General features: G+C 49.1%; 18 protein-coding genes. 7 read left to right on the forward strand and 11 right to left on the reverse strand.

What is annotated here, in order from left to right; genetic code table 11:
* Nucleotides 1–140: 140 nt before the first annotated feature.
* The 8 genes from yqjK to exuR all read right to left on the reverse strand — a co-directional run bounded on the left by yqjK (nt 141) and on the right by exuR (nt 3,865).
* Nucleotides 141–440 carry a YqjK-like family protein gene (gene yqjK / locus AABJ99_RS03400; RefSeq protein WP_000096086.1) on the reverse strand — a complete coding sequence of 100 codons (300 nt, stop codon included), beginning with the start codon at nt 438–440 and terminating at the stop codon, nt 141–143.
* Nucleotides 430–834, reverse strand: coding sequence for a phage holin family protein (yqjE, locus tag AABJ99_RS03405; protein ID WP_000785722.1), 405 nt, complete (start codon nt 832–834; stop codon nt 430–432). Before yqjE ends, yqjK begins: the two co-directional genes overlap by 11 nt.
* A gap of 2 nt (nt 835–836) precedes the next feature.
* Entirely contained in the window at nt 837–1,142 is a 306-nt protein-coding gene (gene yqjD / locus AABJ99_RS03410; RefSeq protein WP_000031415.1) for a DUF883 family protein, read from the reverse strand.
* Between the two features lie 37 nt (nt 1,143–1,179).
* Complete coding sequence (gene yqjC / locus AABJ99_RS03415; RefSeq protein ID WP_001352920.1) at nt 1,180–1,548, reverse strand: DUF1090 family protein YqjC; 369 nt, start codon at nt 1,546–1,548, stop codon at nt 1,180–1,182.
* A 146-nt stretch (nt 1,549–1,694) separates the two neighbouring features.
* Nucleotides 1,695–2,078 carry an EnvZ/OmpR regulon moderator MzrA gene (mzrA, locus tag AABJ99_RS03420; RefSeq protein ID WP_001166773.1) on the reverse strand — a complete coding sequence of 128 codons (384 nt, stop codon included), beginning with the start codon at nt 2,076–2,078 and terminating at the stop codon, nt 1,695–1,697.
* A 3-nt stretch (nt 2,079–2,081) separates the two neighbouring features.
* Complete coding sequence (gene yqjA, locus AABJ99_RS03425; protein WP_000422149.1) at nt 2,082–2,744, reverse strand: DedA family general envelope maintenance protein YqjA; 663 nt, start codon at nt 2,742–2,744, stop codon at nt 2,082–2,084.
* 21 nt (nt 2,745–2,765) lie between these two features.
* Nucleotides 2,766–2,849, reverse strand: coding sequence for a protein YqiM (yqiM, locus tag AABJ99_RS03430; RefSeq protein ID WP_211180508.1), 84 nt, complete (start codon nt 2,847–2,849; stop codon nt 2,766–2,768).
* A gap of 239 nt (nt 2,850–3,088) precedes the next feature.
* Nucleotides 3,089–3,865 carry a transcriptional regulator ExuR gene (exuR, locus tag AABJ99_RS03435; protein WP_000406496.1) on the reverse strand — a complete coding sequence of 259 codons (777 nt, stop codon included), beginning with the start codon at nt 3,863–3,865 and terminating at the stop codon, nt 3,089–3,091.
* A gap of 295 nt (nt 3,866–4,160) precedes the next feature.
* On the opposite strand from exuR, the gene AABJ99_RS03440 reads away from it, so the two are divergent.
* From AABJ99_RS03440 to AABJ99_RS03455, 4 genes are all read left to right on the forward strand, one after another.
* A complete protein-coding gene (locus tag AABJ99_RS03440; RefSeq protein WP_148787588.1) occupies nt 4,161–4,877 on the forward strand; it encodes a fimbria/pilus periplasmic chaperone in 717 nt (238 codons plus the stop codon).
* A 29-nt stretch (nt 4,878–4,906) separates the two neighbouring features.
* Nucleotides 4,907–5,407 carry a CS1 type fimbrial major subunit gene (locus AABJ99_RS03445; RefSeq protein WP_032185169.1) on the forward strand — a complete coding sequence of 167 codons (501 nt, stop codon included), beginning with the start codon at nt 4,907–4,909 and terminating at the stop codon, nt 5,405–5,407.
* Nucleotides 5,408–5,497: 90 nt separating this feature from the next.
* Nucleotides 5,498–8,164, forward strand: coding sequence for a TcfC E-set like domain-containing protein (locus AABJ99_RS03450; protein WP_039021356.1), 2,667 nt, complete (start codon nt 5,498–5,500; stop codon nt 8,162–8,164).
* Nucleotides 8,165–8,178: 14 nt separating this feature from the next.
* Nucleotides 8,179–9,255 (forward strand): CfaE/CblD family pilus tip adhesin, encoded by a 1,077-nt coding sequence (locus tag AABJ99_RS03455; protein ID WP_039021357.1) that lies wholly within the window; start codon nt 8,179–8,181, stop codon nt 9,253–9,255.
* Between the two features lie 87 nt (nt 9,256–9,342).
* Here AABJ99_RS03455 and exuT read toward each other — a convergent pair whose 3' ends face one another.
* Complete coding sequence (gene exuT, locus AABJ99_RS03460) at nt 9,343–10,641, reverse strand: hexuronate transporter ExuT (protein WP_001298326.1); 1,299 nt, start codon at nt 10,639–10,641, stop codon at nt 9,343–9,345.
* A 482-nt stretch (nt 10,642–11,123) separates the two neighbouring features.
* On the opposite strand from exuT, the gene uxaC reads away from it, so the two are divergent.
* The 3 genes from uxaC (at nt 11,124) to ygjV (ending at nt 14,675) form a co-directional block, all read left to right on the forward strand.
* Nucleotides 11,124–12,536 carry a glucuronate isomerase gene (gene uxaC / locus AABJ99_RS03465; protein WP_000187442.1) on the forward strand — a complete coding sequence of 471 codons (1,413 nt, stop codon included), beginning with the start codon at nt 11,124–11,126 and terminating at the stop codon, nt 12,534–12,536.
* 14 nt (nt 12,537–12,550) lie between these two features.
* Nucleotides 12,551–14,038: an altronate dehydratase gene (gene uxaA, locus AABJ99_RS03470; protein ID WP_001199369.1), complete on the forward strand. Its 1,488-nt coding sequence runs from the start codon at nt 12,551–12,553 to the stop codon at nt 14,036–14,038.
* 82 nt (nt 14,039–14,120) lie between these two features.
* Nucleotides 14,121–14,675: a YgjV family protein gene (ygjV, locus tag AABJ99_RS03475; protein ID WP_039021358.1), complete on the forward strand. Its 555-nt coding sequence runs from the start codon at nt 14,121–14,123 to the stop codon at nt 14,673–14,675.
* 4 nt (nt 14,676–14,679) lie between these two features.
* Here the strand turns inward: ygjV and sstT are convergent, their stop codons facing one another.
* Both sstT and alx read right to left on the reverse strand, forming a co-directional pair.
* Nucleotides 14,680–15,924, reverse strand: coding sequence for a serine/threonine transporter SstT (gene sstT, locus AABJ99_RS03480; RefSeq protein WP_000211662.1), 1,245 nt, complete (start codon nt 15,922–15,924; stop codon nt 14,680–14,682).
* Nucleotides 15,925–16,393: 469 nt separating this feature from the next.
* Nucleotides 16,394–17,359 (reverse strand): TerC family membrane protein Alx, encoded by a 966-nt coding sequence (alx, locus tag AABJ99_RS03485; RefSeq protein ID WP_001098830.1) that lies wholly within the window; start codon nt 17,357–17,359, stop codon nt 16,394–16,396.
* Between the last annotated feature and the right edge of the window lie 275 nt (nt 17,360–17,634).

The raw sequence follows: 17,634 nt of genomic DNA on the forward strand, positions 1-17,634 counted from the left end.
AAGGGCGCGGTATTAGCGTCGTTGCTTTCGATGGAGAGAATCATAAACGTGGCGAAGCGTGATTGTTAGCAAGGAAAACTGTCAAATATTTTCAAAAAATTTGAGGAATAAGGCCGGAATGTCTCCGGCCAGAAAGGAAGTTAACCGCGAAGCTGTTGTTGCTTGAGGGTTGTTTTCACCAGACGCCAGGCGCTCCATACACCAAAACCACGTCTGGCCCAGCGGACCAGCATATTGGGATGACGAATCGTCCAGATAGCCATCACACTACTGCCAACCAGCGCCCAGGAGCGCAGACTCAGCAGCATATTCCAGCGACGATCATAAGCGCCTGTCGCCTCCAGCCATTCACGACGACTGGCGGAAAGATCCAGCCGTTGTTGCTGGATCTGGCTAAGCAGTTGCGCCTTACGTCGTTCACGTTCGACTTTACTGCTCACGGGACTCCTCCTCGAGCAGTTGCCGATCGTTTGCCAGCTCATGGCGCGTATGGCGCAGTAAGGTGGATTTACGCGATTTACGTAACGTCCAGATACCGCCAATGAGTGCCAGTAGCAGCAACACCACGGTGGTGGCAATCATCGCATTCAGGCGATATTGCGGATCAACCGCCCAGATAATCAGCACCATCAGGCTCATAAGACCAAATGCAGCGAAAAGCATCGTCAGGCCCAGCATCAGTAAAAGCTGAAAGAGATTGGCTTTTTCCTCTTCCAGCTCCACCACCGCCAGCCGCAGACGTGTCTCCACCATTTCAACCATGATGGAAACAATTCGCTGCCCGATGCCCAGAACGCTTTTACCGGGCCCTTGCGCGTGATGAGTGTCCGCCATAATTAACGACGCGACAGCAGAACGCCGAGCACTACACCGATTGCAGCGCCAATGCCCACGCCCGTCCACGGATTTTCACGCACATACTCATCGGCACGCGCCGCCGCGACACGGGTTTGTTTGGCAATGGCATCACCGGTTTCACCCAGGCGATAACGGCTCTGTTTCAGTGCCTGCTCCGCTTTGCTACGAATCTTACTCAACTCTTCTTTCGACTTCTCGCCAGATGAGCTAAGCACCTCTTCCAGCGTATCGGAAAGGGATTTCAACTCAGCACGCAGATGTTCCGTAGTGTGTTCTTTCGACATAGTTTTCTCCAGGTGAGTAAGTAGTGACTATTGTGAGTTAGTAGTCGCGCGCTTCCAGCTTTTTCAGCTCTTCCTGCGCTTCTGCCAGTTTCCGTTCGCGTTTGGCAATCTTATCGGCATCGCCTTTTTGCTTCGCCTCGGCTAAATCTTGCTGGCGTTCCGCCACCTCATCTTTCTGCTTTGCGATTTTCTTCTGATGATCGGCACGCAGCTGGCTATCTGAACAGTTGGCCCGGACTTCACTCAGGGCTTTATTCAGACCGTCAATACGATTCTGGTTTTGGTGTTTTTCGGCATAGCTGATCTCCTTAAGGATATTTTGCTCCTTTTCCTGACACAGGGTAGTGGCATAACTACCGGTACTAAGAGCAAAAAGAGAAACAGCTAAAGCGATGCGGTATTTCATTCTTGAACCTTCCATTGTGATTCGGACCTATTACAAAGGAACGATTGTCCAGACAACGAAGCGGTAGTGTTGACCACCGCCTCATTAATCATAGACAGTTACGGTGAAATCACCAAAGTGAGTGATCTGTTTCGGATAACAGGAAGTTATCCGAAGCGATGAGAGTTATCCCGCAATCGGGTTAGCCACTGCATAGCCTGACTATTATTGTCCTGCTGCGCAATGATGTAGCCATGGGGCAATGTTCTGTCGAGAACCGCTTTTGCTGCGGCACTCTGGTCGCTGGAGTCAAACGTAATTAACAGAGTGTCGTTTTTAGGGGTGATGCTTTTGAAAGGAATGCCGTGAGCGTCAAGGTGATGCCAGATTGAAAAACCGTCTGGCATCGTTGTGCCTTGATGAACGGCACGAATCGCCAGCGTAGACTCTTGCTGGCGAACCGCGGACCAGGCCAGCAACAGCGTGCCGACCAGAAGTAAAACAGCGCCGGACCAGGTTAGCTGGCGAAGCGACATGCGAGGTATTTGCATCCCTTACCCCCGATTTCCATATTTCTTTTTCCATAACACGACCAGAGAACCTGCCAGGCCAAACACCAGCAGCACCACCGGGAGCAGCATCAGGCATGACATCAACTGGTCCTCGTACTTTAAAAATACCGGCGTTTTGCCGAGCATGTAACCCAGAGTTGTCAGGATTAATACCCACAGCAGACCGCTCATCCAGTTGAAGAACTGAAAGCGCGCGTTATTCAGCCCTGATAACCCGGCAATCGTCGGCAGCAGTGTTCTGACAAACGCAATAAAGCGACCAATTAACAGCGCCGATAAACCGTGTTTATGAAAAAGATGGTGTGCGCGTTGATGATAATGCGCGGGTAAATGAGATAGCCAGTTTTGTACGGTGCGGGTATTGCCCAGCCATCGCCCCTGAATATAGCTGACCCAGCAGCCGAGGCTGGCGGCAACGGTCAGTAGCAGAATCGTTTGCGGATAGCCCATCGCGCCTTTCGCAATCAATACGCCGACCAACACCAGTAAACTGTCGCCCGGTAAAAAGGCCGCCGGAAGCAAGCCGTTTTCAAGGAACAAAATTACAAATAAAACAAAATAGAGCATGCCAATCATCGACGGATTGGCCAGGGTTTCAAAATCCTGCGCCCACAGGGCTTGCAGCAATTGGGTCAAAAGTTCCATTCATTATTCCTGGTGAATCGGTTAACGCCACGCTGGTTTTAAAAGATGCACTACCGCAATGTTATTGCTGTTTTGGTATGTTCTGCGGGTTTGATACATCAACACAGCCTGAACTATTCCCTGTTAAATCGTGAGATAAGAAAGCATTCAAAAGCATAAATTCAAATTGAATCTAATTGTAACAAAGGTCAACGTTGTTCGTTATCAAAATTACATGTCCGTGGTGTCTGATTTTGCTGAATGCAGGGGAGGGTGGCGAGAGGATTTACACAGGCTGACACTTTATACTTTTCGCTTACCGACGAGGCAAACAGGCGCGTCGTTGCGCCTGCCGAATGGGGATTTCATTTGCTGCCGCTGGTGGCCGTATCAAGATGCACAACGGGATTTTCGGCGAACAGATAGCGGTCGGCATTGAACTCGAAATCGTCGCTGGTTTCGTTAAATAACATGATCTTGGTGTTTTCCAGATGCTGCCACATTGCCAGCTTAGCGGCATGGGGATCTTTGCGAATTAACGCTTTGAGGATCTGATCGTGGTCATCGCACCAGTTATCGACAGTACGGGCATCAATATGCTCGTGCAGTTTTTTCCAGTATGGGTTATGGCTACGTTGGGTCCACATTTTTTCAACGATGGCTGCCAGGGCGGAGTTCTGCGTCGCCAGGGCAACCTGAATATGGAACTGTAAATCCCATTCGGAATCACGGAAGCATTGTTCGCCGCGCGCCTGCTCCTGGATGGCCATCAGTTTCATGATGTCCTGTTTGGTTACCTGGGTCGCTGCGAACTCGGCAATATTACTTTCGATGAGCTGACGTGCCTGAAGCAGCTCAAACGGACCGTAATTGGCGAATTCCATATTAGTGTCAGCTGACTGCTGATGGCGCGGCTGGTTGGAAACCACATGAATACCCGAGCCTTTACGCACCTCTACATAGCCTTCAACTTCAAGCATGATGATGGCTTCACGAACTACGGTGCGACTGACGTTTTTTTCATCGGCAATAAAGCGCTCAGCAGGTAGTTTATCACCCACCAGATAGACGCCCTGTTCGATGCGCTCTTTCAGATCAGCGGCAAGTTGTTGATACAAACGGCGTGGTTCAGTGATTTCCATATGCGTCTCCCGGAGTGGAATGCGGACGAAGTTATCATACCACTTTATTCAAGGGTATGCCATTGTTCATATATAATTATGGTGATTGAATTAATATAATAAATTAATATTGTGAATATTTATAAATTCCTAAAAATTAAGTATTGCCATTGTGAAAATCACTATGTTTCAGTAACTTAATTCTTTACTTTTAAATTTAATCTTCACTAAAAATGCTTTTTTATATTGACTTACAATAGGTCTACATTTCTAATGCACTAACTTTTTGGAAACAATATTGTAAGATCAAATTTATATGGTGGCGAAAATTAACTTCTTATCACGGCTTACGCCGCTTTTATTCGTGTTCGCTCCTTTTTTTGCACAGTCAAATATGACTGTTTATCCTATGGCTGTTTCCATTAATAGCCTGGGTGAAGGCAACGTTCGCGTTATATCTAAAAGTAATGAAGTTCAGTATATTAAGGCGACAGTATTCCGTATCGATAATCCATCGACGCCTCAGGAAAATGAAGTTGAGATTAAATCCGGTGATGCAAATCATCTGGTTGTGATGCCACCCAAATTCGCCTTACCAGCCGGTAGTAGCAAAACCGTGCGCTTTGTCGCGATGGAACCAGAGCAAAAAGAGAAAAACTATCGCGTTAAATTTGAAGCGGTTCCCAGTATTGATGACGTTGCCACGGATAAAAAAGATCTCTCTATGCAGTTAACAGTTAATTTAATTTGGGGGATTGTTGTTAGTGTTCCACCTCAGCAACCTATTGCTAAGTTAGAAGTAAGCCCTGCCCAAAAATTATTAAATGCAGGGAATCAGCGCTTGAAAATTTTAACGATCGCTTATTGTAAAAATAATAGTAAAAATAATTGCAAGATACAGACCGTCAATAAAAACATTTTCCCTGGTCAGGAAAGAAGTTTAGAAGGCATATCTGGCTACGATAAAATCGTTGTCAAATATAATAACTGGATCACCAAGGACAATGGCGAGTTTGAACTGGCGGTTCATTAATTATCATTGTAATAAACAAAGGAATAGTAATGAAAAAGGTATTCGCAAAATCTCTTCTGGTAGCGGCAATGTTTTCCGTTGCAGGTTCTGCATTAGCAGTACAAAAAGATATCACTGTTACTGCCAACGTTGATGCTGCTCTGGATATGACTCAGACAGATAACAGCGCACTGCCGAAAGCAGTTGAAATGCAATATCTGCCGGGGCAGGGCCTGCAATCTTACCAGTTAATGACCAAAATCTGGTCAAATGACACGACCAAAGACGTGAAAATGCAGTTAGTTTCTCCTGCACAACTGGTTCAAAGCCTGGACGCTACTAAAGTTGTTCCGCTGACTGTAACCTGGGGCGGTGAAGAGATTAAAGCTGATGCGGCAACCACTTTTACTGCAACAAAAATCTTTGCTTCCGATGCGTTAACTAACGGTTCGCTGGCTAAACCACTGATGTTTGCTCAAGCCACCAAAGGTGTTCTGGAAACAGGTATTTACAGTGGCGTAGTCAGCATTTATCTGTCCCAGGATATCTAATCCTAATAACAGAATTAACATGTAGTAAAGGGAGGAAATTCCTCCCTTCTTTTAACTATTTTAGTATTTATTATGGATTACAGGACTGCCATGGATAAAAAACTACTGGCTCTTTTGATCCTGGCGAGTATCAGCCCGGCAAAGGCAACATTAACAAAAATCCCCGCTGGTTTCGAGATTATTGCTCAAGGACAGCAGGAGTATATCGAGGTTTATTTTGCAGGGAAAAGTCTCGGTAAATACTATGCAATGGTTAATCTTGATACCATAACATTTCTGGACTCATCGAGTTTATACAGTAAACTGGAATTGAATACCGACGATCAAAAAATCGCACGTACAGTGAAAGAAAAACTATCGCAACCGTTAGCTCGCCATGGTGAACTGGCTTGTGGCTTTGTACGTACTGATTCAGGCTGTGGTTTTCTTAATACTGAGACGGTAGAAATAATCTTCAATGATGAGGAAAGTTCAGCAACGCTCTTTCTCAATCCGCAATGGAGTTCTGCATTTGATACGAAATTATTGTATTTAAATCCTGACAAAAATACGGTTAACGCGTTTATACATCAGCAAGACATTAATTTGCTGGTACAGGACGATTACCAATCGTTGTCAATTCAAGGTAATGGTGCGCAGGGAATAACAGAAAATAGTTATATTGGCGCCCACTGGAATTTCAACGGTTATGATGGTGATGATATCAGTGACAGTAATGCTGATGTCAGCGATCTCTATTATCGCTACGATTTTTTACGTCGTTATTATGTGCAGGCGGGGCGGATGGACAACCGCACATTATTTAATGCACAAGGTGGTAACTTTACGTTTAACTTTCTGCCACTCGGTGCAATCGACGGAATGCGTATCGGGTCGACGCTCAGTTATTTAAACCAGACGCAAAGCCAGCAGGGAACCCCGGTAATGGTTTTGCTTTCGCGCAATTCACGTGTTGATGCTTATCGTAATGAACAACTTTTGGGGTCGTTTTACCTCAATAGCGGTTCGCAATTTATTGATACCAATTCCTTTCCGCCAGGCAGTTACAGCGTGGCGTTAAAAGTCTATGAAAATAACCAACTCACCCGCACTGAGCTCGTGCCATTTACCAAAACCGGCGGTCTGACAGACGGAAATGCCCAGTGGTTTTTACAGGCGGGGAAAACCACATCTCAAGCTTCTGATGATGAAAGTTCGGCTTATCAGCTGGGTGTGCGCCTGCCATTACATCCGCAATATGAGCTCTATGCAGGGCTGGCGAATGCAGATGATGTTAGTGCCTTCGAGTTAGGCAATAACTGGACAGCAGATTTAGGCGTGGCAGGGAATCTAATCATCAACGCCAGCGTGTTCCGTAACGATGATGGTGGCAAAGGTGATATGCAACAGGCTAACTGGAGTCAATCGGGATGGCCGACATTGGGCTTTTATCGTACCAACTCTGATGGTGATGTTTGTACAACCGACAACCGAGAAAGCTACAACGCCTTAAGCTGTTATGAAAGCATCTCCGCGACGATTTCACAGAATCTTGTAGGCTGGAACATGATGCTGGGTTATACCCGTACGCAAAATAACACGAATGACAATCTGCGTTGGGACAAACAGCAGAGCTTTGAAAATAACTATCTTCGCCAGACGACGGCGCAAAGTATTTCCGAAACTTTACAACTCAGTGCTTCCCGCGCTTTCGTGATGCGTGACTGGATTTTGAGTACTACTGTTGGTGTTTTCCATCGTAATGACAATGGGGATGATAACGACGATAACGGCTTGTACTTATCGTTTTCGTTATCTGATACGCCAACGATGGATAGCAATAACAACAGCTATTTAACCAATGTTTCTACTGACTATCGTTATAGCGATCAGGATGGCGATCAAACGTCATGGCAGTTATCTCATACCTTTTATAACGACTCATTCAGCCATAAAGAGCTTGGCGTGACCGTCGGCGGTCTGAACACCGATACCATAAACAGCGCGGTTAATGGGCGTTGGGATGGTCAATATGGAAATGTCTACGCTACTGTTTCGGACAGTTATGATCGCCAGAATCATGATCATATCTCAGCCTTTACCGGTACATATAGTTCCACACTAGCGGTGAGTCGCTATGGCATTAATGTGGGGGCCAGCGGCTCAGATGATTTGCTGGGTGCGGTGTTGGTGGATGTGAAAGGTTTCTCTGAGCAGGATGAACAGAGTCAGGAGCTGCAACTCGAAGCGCGAGTGGCGGGCAGCAGAACATTGCAACTTGGTCAAAATGACAGCGTATTGTTTCCGTACGCCGGGTTCCAGTCGGGTTTTGTGGAAGTTAACGATAGCAGCCAGGGCGATCAGCAAGGGACAACCAACATCATTAACGGTGCTGGAAATCGTGAATTAATGTTGTTACCGGGCAAGCTGCGCTATCGCGAAGTGTCTGCCAGCTTTAATTACAACTATATCGGTCGCTTGTTATTGCCCGCATCAGTAGAGAAATTCCCGCTGGTTGGTCTGAACAGCGCCATGTTACTGGTGGCTGAAGACGGTGGATTTACACTTGAGATTAGCGGTAGTGAAAAAGATCTGTATCTGCTTTCCGGACAGCATTTCCTTAAGTGTCCACTGAGTGTTGTGAAGAAACGCGCCAGCATTCGCTACAGCGGGGTTGTGACTTGCAGCGTCGTGAGTTATTCGCAATTACCGGAGTCTATTCAGGTTCAGGCACAGTTAAAACAGCCTAAATTACGCGGAAACGTACAAACGGCGTAAAGGGAGGTTGCACCATGAGAAAGCGATTGATTGCAGGTATTTGGGGGATGTTTTTCTCCGCTCAGTATGCCCAGTCTGCGCCTGTTGTCACTGCAGAAGTGACATATGATTTAGCATCAGGAAGAGCAAATTATTACTTCTGGAATCGAGAAGAACCACCAGCAAAAAATAAGTATGCGTCTTATCTATGTGCATTCTCTAATTTACAGCAAACCTGTACCAGCAGCTCTAACATGTCCACAGTTCAAATCTATATGACAGAACAGCGCAGTGGTATGCGTTGGCCGGTAAAACTTAAAGGATACATATCTGCACGAACATCGAGAGTCGGTTCAGATTGTGAAGGGTATGCCAAACAACTCCCTCTTACTGATTCCACCGGGTGGAATTGTAGAGATAACACGGGCACATATGGCGCGGACAGGAGACAACTCACACTTTACCTTGAACAGGCTGAAATGAAGAAGCTACCGATCGGTGGCGTCTGGAAAGGGTCAGTGAAATTACATTTGAATAGCCCTTCACAGGACTATTTTGCGGATATTACCCTGAATACCCTCGACCCCAATCATATAGACGTCTTCTTTCCTGAGTTTGCGCATGCCACGCCGCGTGTGCAATTAGATTTACATCCTACGGGCAGCGTCAATGGCAGCAATTACGCACAAGACCTGACCATGCTGGATATGTGCCTGTATGACGGTTTTAACGGTAATGGCCTCAGCTATGAAATCTTGCTAAAAGATGAGGGGCGCGCGGCGGCGGGGCGCAACAATGGTGAATTCTCCATATATCGTCAGGGAGGCACGTCTACTGACGCAGCGGAACGTATCGACTATCGCGTCAAAATGTCTAACCCGGAGACTGGCGGGCAAATCGACGTGCGCAACAATGAAAGTATCGTCTGGAACAACATCAATCTTAAACGAGTACGTCCGGTAGTGTTGCCCGGCATTCGTTACGCAGTGATGTGTGTCCCCACACCACTGACGTTGGTGGTGGATAAATTTAATGTGACGGCAAAACAGGCTGGATATTACATGGGTAAATTGTCGGTAATATTTACCCCATCCTTGCCAACTATCAATTAATCCTGTAAGCCGGATAAACGGTTTTTTCTCTACAAACAACGAAGCCGCCTGAACTGGCGGCTTCGTCATTACAACTTACGTTAAGCCTTAATGTTGCGGTGCGGGATCGTTATGTGATTCCTGCGCCACCTCAATCGCCGGTTTGTTCTGCAACACAGTCCAGATAACCAGCGCACCCAGCAGGTCGAATACTGCCAGAACTGCGAACAGCGGGCTGAAGCCGATGGTGTCAGCCAGTGCACCGACTACCAGTGCAAACAGCGTACTTGCCAGCCATGCGGACATCCCGGTTAAACCGTTCGCCGTCGCCACTTCGTTACGACCGAACACGTCAGAAGAGAGCGTAATCAGTGCGCCAGACAGGGCCTGGTGAGCAAAACCACCGATACACAGCAGCATAATCGCGACATACGGGTTAGTGAACAGACCGATCATACCTGGGCCAATCATCAGCACCGCACCCAGCGTTACTACCATCTTACGGGAAACGATCAGGTTCACGCCAAACCAACGCTGGAACAGCGGCGGCAGGTAACCACCGAGGATACAACCAAGGTCAGCAAACAGCATCGGCATCCAGGCGAACATCGCGATCTCTTTCAGGTTAAAGCCGTAAACTTTAAACATGAACAGCGGGATCCACGCGTTAAAAGTACCCCAGGCCGGTTCAGCCAGGAAACGCGGTAGCGCGATACCCCAGAACTGACGGTTACGCAGGATCTGACCAACGGACATTTTCTTCGCTGTGTCAACCTGGTGCTGGGCTTCCTGACCATTAATAATGTAGTCACGTTCTTCATCGGTCAGATGTTTCTGGTCGCGCGGATGCTTGTAGAAAATCAGCCATGCCATCGCCCAGATAAAGCTCAACGCACCGGAGATGATAAATGCCATCTGCCAGCTGTGCATCACGATTGCCCATACCACCAGCGGCGGCGCAATCATGGCACCAATCGAAGAACCTACGTTAAAGTAGCCGACCGCGATGGAACGCTCTTTTGCCGGGAACCATTCGGAACTGGCTTTCAGACCCGCCGGGATCATCGCCGCCTCTGCAGCACCTACCGCACCACGAGCAACCGCCAGGCCACCCCAGCTACCTGCCAGCGCGGTTGCGCCACAGAACACAGCCCACAGTACAGCAAACATTGCGTAACCGATTTTCGTACCCAGCACATCCAGTACATAACCTGCTACCGGTTGCATGACCGTATAAGCAGCAGAATAGGCTGCGATGATATAGGAATACTGTTGGGTGGAGATGTTTAACTCTTCCATCAGAGTTGGCGCAGCTGCCGCCACAGTGTTACGCGTCAGGTAACCAAGCACGGTGCCGAGCGTCACCAGTGCGATCATATACCAACGTAACCCTTTAATTTTACGCATGTAAAACCTCATCGTTTTGTTATATCCGCAGGAAGCGCGGCCATCATCCCGCCAGAGGCTGAAGATGTTAGTTACGACCGGGTAACCGAAAAAAAACCGGCACGCCCCGAACGTTGCCATGAAAGTTTCGTGCTAATTCGGCTTCCGTACCGGTTAACCCGATTTATCTAACAAATGAATGAATCGGCAATTTGCATTCCGTCGACTTATGATTTGCGACGGCAGAAAGATAACTTGTCATACAACTTTAAAAGGTGAGAGCCATCACAAATGTGGGAATATTTGTAGGGACATTACCTGATGACAGCGAGGCCAGTACTGGCGCGGCTTGCAGCGAGATTTACCACTTTGAGAGTAATTTTTTTAACTACGTTTATTGATCTATCTCACGAAAATATCTTCGGACTCTGGAAATTGGTGTGATAACTTTGTCAGCATCGCACCATAAGCAAGCTAGCTCACTCGTTGAGAGGAAGACGAAAATGACTCCGTTTATGACTGAAGATTTCCTGTTAGATACCGAATTTGCCCGCCGTCTGTATCACGACTACGCAAAAGACCAGCCGATTTTCGATTACCATTGCCATTTGCCGCCGCAGCAGATTGCGGAAGATTATCGTTTTAAAAACCTGTATGACATCTGGCTGAAAGGTGATCACTACAAATGGCGTGCTATGCGCACTAATGGCGTGGCTGAGCGTCTGTGTACAGGTGATGCGTCTGACCGTGAAAAATTTGACGCCTGGGCGGCGACCGTTCCGCACACTATCGGCAACCCGTTATACCACTGGACGCACCTCGAACTGCGTCGTCCATTTGGTATTACCGGCAAATTGCTTTCCCCGTCTACCGCTGACGAAATCTGGAACGAATGTAACGAACTGCTGGCGCAGGATAATTTCTCTGCGCGCGGCATCATGCAGCAGATGAACGTGAAAATGGTCGGCACTACCGATGACCCGATCGATTCACTGGAGCATCACGCTGAGATCGCCAAAGACGGCTCTTTCACCATTAAAGTGCTACCGAGCTGGCGTCCGGACAAAGCCTTCAACATCGAACAGGCGACCTTTAACGACTACATGGCGAAGCTGGGTGAAGTCTCTGATACCGACATCCGTCGTTTTGCTGACCTGCAAACTGCCCTGACCAAGCGTCTGGATCACTTCGCCGCTCACGGCTGTAAAGTGTCTGATCATGCGCTGGACGTGGTGATGTTTGCCGAAGCGAACGAAGCGGAACTGGATAGCATTCTGGCGCGCCGTCTGGCAGGCGAAACCCTGAGCGAGCACGAAGTGGCACAGTTCAAAACTGCGGTGCTGGTGTTCCTTGGCGCTGAATATGCACGTCGCGGCTGGGTACAGCAGTACCACATTGGCGCACTGCGTAATAACAACTTGCGTCAGTTCAAACTGCTGGGGCCGGATGTAGGCTTTGACTCCATCAACGACCGTCCGATGGCGGAAGAACTGTCTAAGCTGCTGAGCAAGCAGAACGAAGAAAACCTGCTGCCGAAAACCATTCTCTACTGCCTGAACCCGCGCGATAACGAAGTGCTGGGCACCATGATCGGTAACTTCCAGGGCGAAGGTATGCCGGGCAAAATGCAGTTCGGTTCCGGCTGGTGGTTTAACGATCAGAAAGACGGTATGGAACGTCAGATGACCCAACTGGCGCAGCTCGGTCTGCTGAGCCGCTTTGTCGGTATGCTGACTGACAGCCGTAGCTTCCTGTCATACACCCGTCACGAATACTTCCGCCGCATTCTGTGCCAGATGATTGGCCGCTGGGTGGAAGCGGGCGAAGCACCGGCGGACATCAACCTGCTGGGCGAGATGGTGAAAAATATTTGCTTTAACAATGCGCGTGACTACTTCGCCATTGAACTGAACTAAGGTCTGGGGTTGATATGCAATACATCAAGATCCATGCGCTGGATAACGTCGCGGTTGCTTTAGCAGATTTGGCGGAAGGCACAGAAGTCAGTGTCGACAACCAAACTGTTACGCTGCGCCAGGATGTTGCTCGTGGACATAAATTTGCGTTAACGGATATCGCAAAAGGGGCCAACGTCATTAAATATGGCCTGCCGATTGGTTATGCATTGGCGGATATTGCGGCGGGGGAACACGTTCACGCCCACAATACGCGCACGAATCTGAGCGATCTGGATCAGTATCGCTATCAACCTGATTTTCAGGATCTGCCTGCGCAAGCGGCAGATCGTGAAGTGCAGATCTATCGTCGCGCGAACGGCGATGTCGGGGTGCGTAATGAGCTGTGGATCCTGCCAACCGTGGGTTGTGTTAACGGCATCGCGCGGCAGATCCAGAACCGTTTCCTGAAAGAGACCAACAACGCCGAAGGTACTGACGGCGTGTTCCTCTTCAGCCACACCTACGGCTGCTCGCAGCTGGGCGACGATCACATCAATACCCGCACCATGCTGCAAAATATGGTGCGCCACCCGAACGCGGGCGCAGTGCTGGTGATTGGCCTGGGTTGTGAAAACAACCAGGTTGCCGCATTCCGTGAAACGCTGGGCGATATCGATCCTGAACGAGTTCATTTCATGATCTGCCAACAGCAGGATGATGAGATCGAAGCCGGGATCGCGCATTTGCATCAGTTGTATAACGTAATGCGCAACGACAAACGTGAGCCAGGCAAACTCAGCGAACTGAAGTTTGGTCTGGAGTGCGGTGGTTCTGACGGTCTTTCTGGTATTACTGCTAACCCGATGCTGGGGCGTTTCTCTGACTACGTGATTGCTAACGGTGGTACTACCGTACTGACCGAAGTGCCGGAGATGTTCGGCGCAGAGCAGTTGCTGATGGACCATTGTCGTGACGAAGCAACGTTTGAAAAACTGGTCACCATGGTCAATGACTTCAAGCAGTACTTTATTGCCCATGACCAGCCGATCTACGAAAACCCATCGCCGGGGAACAAAGCGGGCGGTATCACCACGCTGGAAGACAAATCACTTGGCTGTACCCAAAAAGCGGGTTCCAGCGTCGTGGTTGACGTGCTGCGTTACGGCGAGCGTCTGAAAACGCCGGGGCTGAACTTGTTAAGTGCGCCGGGTAACGATGCCGTAGCGACCAGCGCCCTGGCGGGTGCGGGCTGCCATATGGTGCTGTTCAGTACGGGTCGTGGTACGCCGTATGGTGGATTTGTGCCAACGGTGAAAATCGCCACCAACAGTGAACTGGCGGCGAAGAAAAAACACTGGATCGACTTTGACGCGGGTCAGCTGATCCACGGTAAAGCGATGCCGCAGTTGTTGGAAGAATTTATCGATACCATCGTTGAGTTTGCCAACGGTAAGCAAACCTGCAACGAGCGTAACGACTTCCGTGAACTGGCGATCTTTAAAAGCGGCGTAACGCTATAAAGTCGAAATGAGTTGTTAATAAAAAACGGCGTTTCATAATGTGAAGCGCCGTTTGCTTTTCCATACCTGCTAAGGATTTATCATGACCGCGTATTGGCTGGCCCAGGGCGTGGGTGTCATCGCCTTTCTGATTGGTATCACAACATTTTTCAACCGTGACGAACGTCGCTTCAAAAAGCAGCTTTCGGTCTATAGCGCCGTTATTGGCGTGCATTTTTTTCTTATGGGCACCTATCCCGCTGGTGCCAGTGCCATTCTTAATGCCATTCGTACGCTGATTACCTTACGCACGCGCAGCTTATGGGTAATGGCGATTTTTATTGTGCTGACTGGCGGAATTGGCCTCGCGAAGTTCCATCATCCTGTCGAACTATTGCCGGTTATCGGCACGATTGTCAGTACCTGGGCGCTATTCCGCTGTAAAGGGCTGACCATGCGCTGCGTAATGTGGTTTTCAACGTGTTGCTGGGTGATTCACAACTTCTGGGCGGGGTCGATAGGCGGCACGATGATTGAGGGGAGTTTTCTGCTCATGAATGGCCTGAATATCATTCGTTTCTGGCGGATGCAGAAAAGGGGAATTGATCCGTTTAAAGTAGAGAAAACAACCCCTTCCGCAGTAGACGAAAGGGGTTAAACAATTAATTACGCAGGGCGCTATTTGCCAGACGATCGTCTTCTGCCTGGCAAGCTGCCGCAGTGAACAGCACGTCAGTTGAAGAGTTCAGTGCGGTTTCGCAAGAGTCCTGCAATACGCCGATGATAAAGCCGACGGCAACCACCTGCATGGCGATATCGTTCGAAATACCGAACATATTACAGGCCAGTGGGATCAGCAGCAAAGACCCCCCCGCCACGCCGGATGCGCCACAGGCACACAGAGAAGCCACTACGCTCAACAGCAGCGCTGTGGGCAGATCGACCGGAATACCCAGCGTATTAACCGCAGCCAGCGTCAACACGGTAATGGTGATTGCTGCGCCCGCCATATTGATCGTTGCACCTAGCGGAATAGAAACGGAATAGGTATCGCGATCCAGATTCAGCTTTTCACACAGAGCCATATTCACCGGAATGTTCGCCGCAGAGCTGCGGGTGAAGAAGGCGTACACGCCGCTTTCGCGCAGGCACAGCAGCACCAGCGGGAACGGGTTACGACGAATTTTCCACCATACCAGCAATGGGTTAACCACCAGCGCCACCAGTAACATACAGCCAACCAGCACGACCAGCAGTTGCGCGTAGCCCCACAGGGTGGAGAAACCGGTGGTAGCCAGGGTAGAAGAAACCAACCCAAAAATACCGATCGGTGCGAAGCGAATGACCAGTTTCACCATAAAGGTGACGGCATTCGACATATCATTGACCAGGTTTTTAGTGGTTTCGTTACCGTGACGCAGTGCGAAACCGAGGCCAATTGCCCACACCAGAATCCCGATGTAGTTACCTTTCAGCAACGCGTCGATGGGGTTGGAAACCATGCTCATTACCAGCCCACGCATCACTTCTACAATGCCTGACGGTGGCGAAATATCACTCGCGCTACTGGACAAGTGCAGGGTAGAAGGGAAGGCAAAGCTGAAGACTACCGCGGCCAGAGCAGCAGAGAAGGTGCCCAGCAGATAGAGGAACAGAATAGGGCGAATGTTGGTTTTCTGCCCGTGCTGGTGGTTAGCAATAGATGCCATTACCAGCATCAGCACCAGAATCGGCGCTACAGCTTTCAGGGCACCAACGAACAAAGTACCTAACAGACCGACAGCTTCAGCCGCCGGTTTTGAGATCCATGCCAGAAGAATCCCCAGAACAAGGCCGACCAGGATTTGTTTTACCAGGCTGCCATGAGCCAGACGCCGGAATAGCCCCGGTGAACGTTGCGTAGTCATTTTTCGATCCTTTCATTGTGTTGTCGCACATCCCTGGTGCGTTCTGTCGACGCATCTTTCAGGATGTAACAAAGTGTTTGCAAGGTCGAGTATAAGGAAAGTTACAGCTTCGGGAAGAGAAAAATGCTGGATTTTAAAGAGAGGTCATATTTTGCAACTTAATGGTTACATTTGTTTGACATAAACAGACGGAAGGACTGGCTGCTGAGACTGATTAGATAACATATAGGCAAAACTATTTGGCATATGAGAACTGTTGCGCTCCTGTGATGTACGATGCCATAGAAAGTCACTGGCGCAGGGAGCGGCCAATCGCCGCTGCCCCGGCCTCCAGGGAACGCTTCGGTGATTTTGACGCCAGTAACACCCAAGCGATCATTTTGTAAAGAGCTATAAGTCGGTTACATACTTAATCGCTCATCTTTGTCTGGAAGGAGTTATCACCCGTAGTGGCTTAATATACAGCGAATTATCCCACCCGCTGCTTATCATGCCGATAATTCACCCAGGCGTTGATAATAAACGTCATCACCAGAATACCAAACACCACGCCCAGCGAAACGGCGATCGGAATATGGTAGAAATCGACAATCAGCATCTTGATACCGATAAACACCAGAATTACCGCCAGACCATATTTGAGCATCGAGAAACGTTCTGCTACGCCCGCCAACAGGAAATACATCGCACGCAGGCCGAGGATCGCAAACAGGTTTGAGGTCAGCACAATAAACGGATCGGTGGTCACGGCGAAGATAGCCGGAATGCTATCCACGGCGAAAATCACGTCGCTCAACTCCACCAGAATCAGTACCAGCATCAGCGGCGTGGCATACAACAAACCATTCTTACGCACAAAGAAATGCTCGTTGTCGATGGTGTCGGTCATGCGCAAATGACCGCGTAGCCAGCGCACCAGCGGCTTGTCACCAATACCTGATTCATCTTCATGAGCCAGCGCCATCTTCACGCCAGTAAACAGCAGGAAGGCACCGAAGATATACAGGATCCAGTCGAACTGCGAAATCAGCCAGCTGCCAGTGAAGATCATGATGGTACGCAGAACAATCGCCCCGAGTACGCCATACACGAGCACGCGGCGTTGTAATGCCGCCGGAACAGAGAAATAGCTGAACAACATCAGCCAGACGAAGACGTTATCGACCGCCAGTGATTTCTCAATCAGATAACCCGTGAGGAAGGCCAATGCCTGAGGGTCCGCGACTTCGCGCCCCTGTGTCTGCGCCAGATACCACCAGAAAGCGGCATTAAACAGTAACGATAGCGTCACCCAGACCAGCGACCAGGCCGCAGCCTGTTTCATGGTCATGGCATGTGCCCCGCGACGCCCCTGCAACAACAGGTCGATAGCCAGCATAATGACGACAACAACAGCGAATCCGCCCCATAGCAACGGCGTGCCGACAGTATTCATAGAAGTTCCTTACACATAAAAAAACGGCCAACGTCGGAAGACGTCAGCCGCTGCTTTTTATGCATAGACCTCGCCTTCCGGCAAGGTCTCACTTACAACAAAAAAGGAATACGTCTGCGTATTCCTTTCGGGTTGCCCGGTGACCGGATGTGGTTTTTCACACATCGTAATGACGATCGACCGGCAATGAAGTTACTCCCCTTTGCAGGTAACAAAGTATGACAGACCATTCGGTCAGTCAATGGTCTGTTACATCCCTTTTACACTGTTTTACT

Origin of the sequence: Escherichia coli, assembly GCF_036503815.1 — a bacterium.
In the GTDB taxonomy this organism is placed as follows: domain Bacteria; phylum Pseudomonadota; class Gammaproteobacteria; order Enterobacterales; family Enterobacteriaceae; genus Escherichia; species Escherichia coli_F.

Bases quoted from the DNA above. Each gene is read 5' to 3' on its own strand.
- yqjE (WP_000785722.1), bottom strand. From the start codon at position 834: ATGGCGGACACTCATCACGCGCAAGGGCCCGGTAAAAGCGTTCTGGGC.
- yqjD (WP_000031415.1), bottom strand. From the start codon at position 1,142: ATGTCGAAAGAACACACTACGGAACATCTGCGTGCTGAGTTGAAATCC.
- yqjC (WP_001352920.1), bottom strand. From the start codon at position 1,548: ATGAAATACCGCATCGCTTTAGCTGTTTCTCTTTTTGCTCTTAGTACC.
- mzrA (WP_001166773.1), bottom strand. From the start codon at position 2,078: ATGCAAATACCTCGCATGTCGCTTCGCCAGCTAACCTGGTCCGGCGCT.
- yqjA (WP_000422149.1), bottom strand. From the start codon at position 2,744: ATGGAACTTTTGACCCAATTGCTGCAAGCCCTGTGGGCGCAGGATTTT.
- exuR (WP_000406496.1), bottom strand. From the start codon at position 3,865: ATGGAAATCACTGAACCACGCCGTTTGTATCAACAACTTGCCGCTGAT.
- AABJ99_RS03440 (WP_148787588.1), top strand. From the start codon at position 4,161: ATGGTGGCGAAAATTAACTTCTTATCACGGCTTACGCCGCTTTTATTC.
- AABJ99_RS03445 (WP_032185169.1), top strand. From the start codon at position 4,907: ATGAAAAAGGTATTCGCAAAATCTCTTCTGGTAGCGGCAATGTTTTCC.
- AABJ99_RS03450 (WP_039021356.1), top strand. From the start codon at position 5,498: ATGGATAAAAAACTACTGGCTCTTTTGATCCTGGCGAGTATCAGCCCG.
- AABJ99_RS03455 (WP_039021357.1), top strand. From the start codon at position 8,179: ATGAGAAAGCGATTGATTGCAGGTATTTGGGGGATGTTTTTCTCCGCT.
- exuT (WP_001298326.1), bottom strand. From the start codon at position 10,641: ATGCGTAAAATTAAAGGGTTACGTTGGTATATGATCGCACTGGTGACG.
- uxaC (WP_000187442.1), top strand. From the start codon at position 11,124: ATGACTCCGTTTATGACTGAAGATTTCCTGTTAGATACCGAATTTGCC.
- uxaA (WP_001199369.1), top strand. From the start codon at position 12,551: ATGCAATACATCAAGATCCATGCGCTGGATAACGTCGCGGTTGCTTTA.
- ygjV (WP_039021358.1), top strand. From the start codon at position 14,121: ATGACCGCGTATTGGCTGGCCCAGGGCGTGGGTGTCATCGCCTTTCTG.
- sstT (WP_000211662.1), bottom strand. From the start codon at position 15,924: ATGACTACGCAACGTTCACCGGGGCTATTCCGGCGTCTGGCTCATGGC.
- alx (WP_001098830.1), bottom strand. From the start codon at position 17,359: ATGAATACTGTCGGCACGCCGTTGCTATGGGGCGGATTCGCTGTTGTT.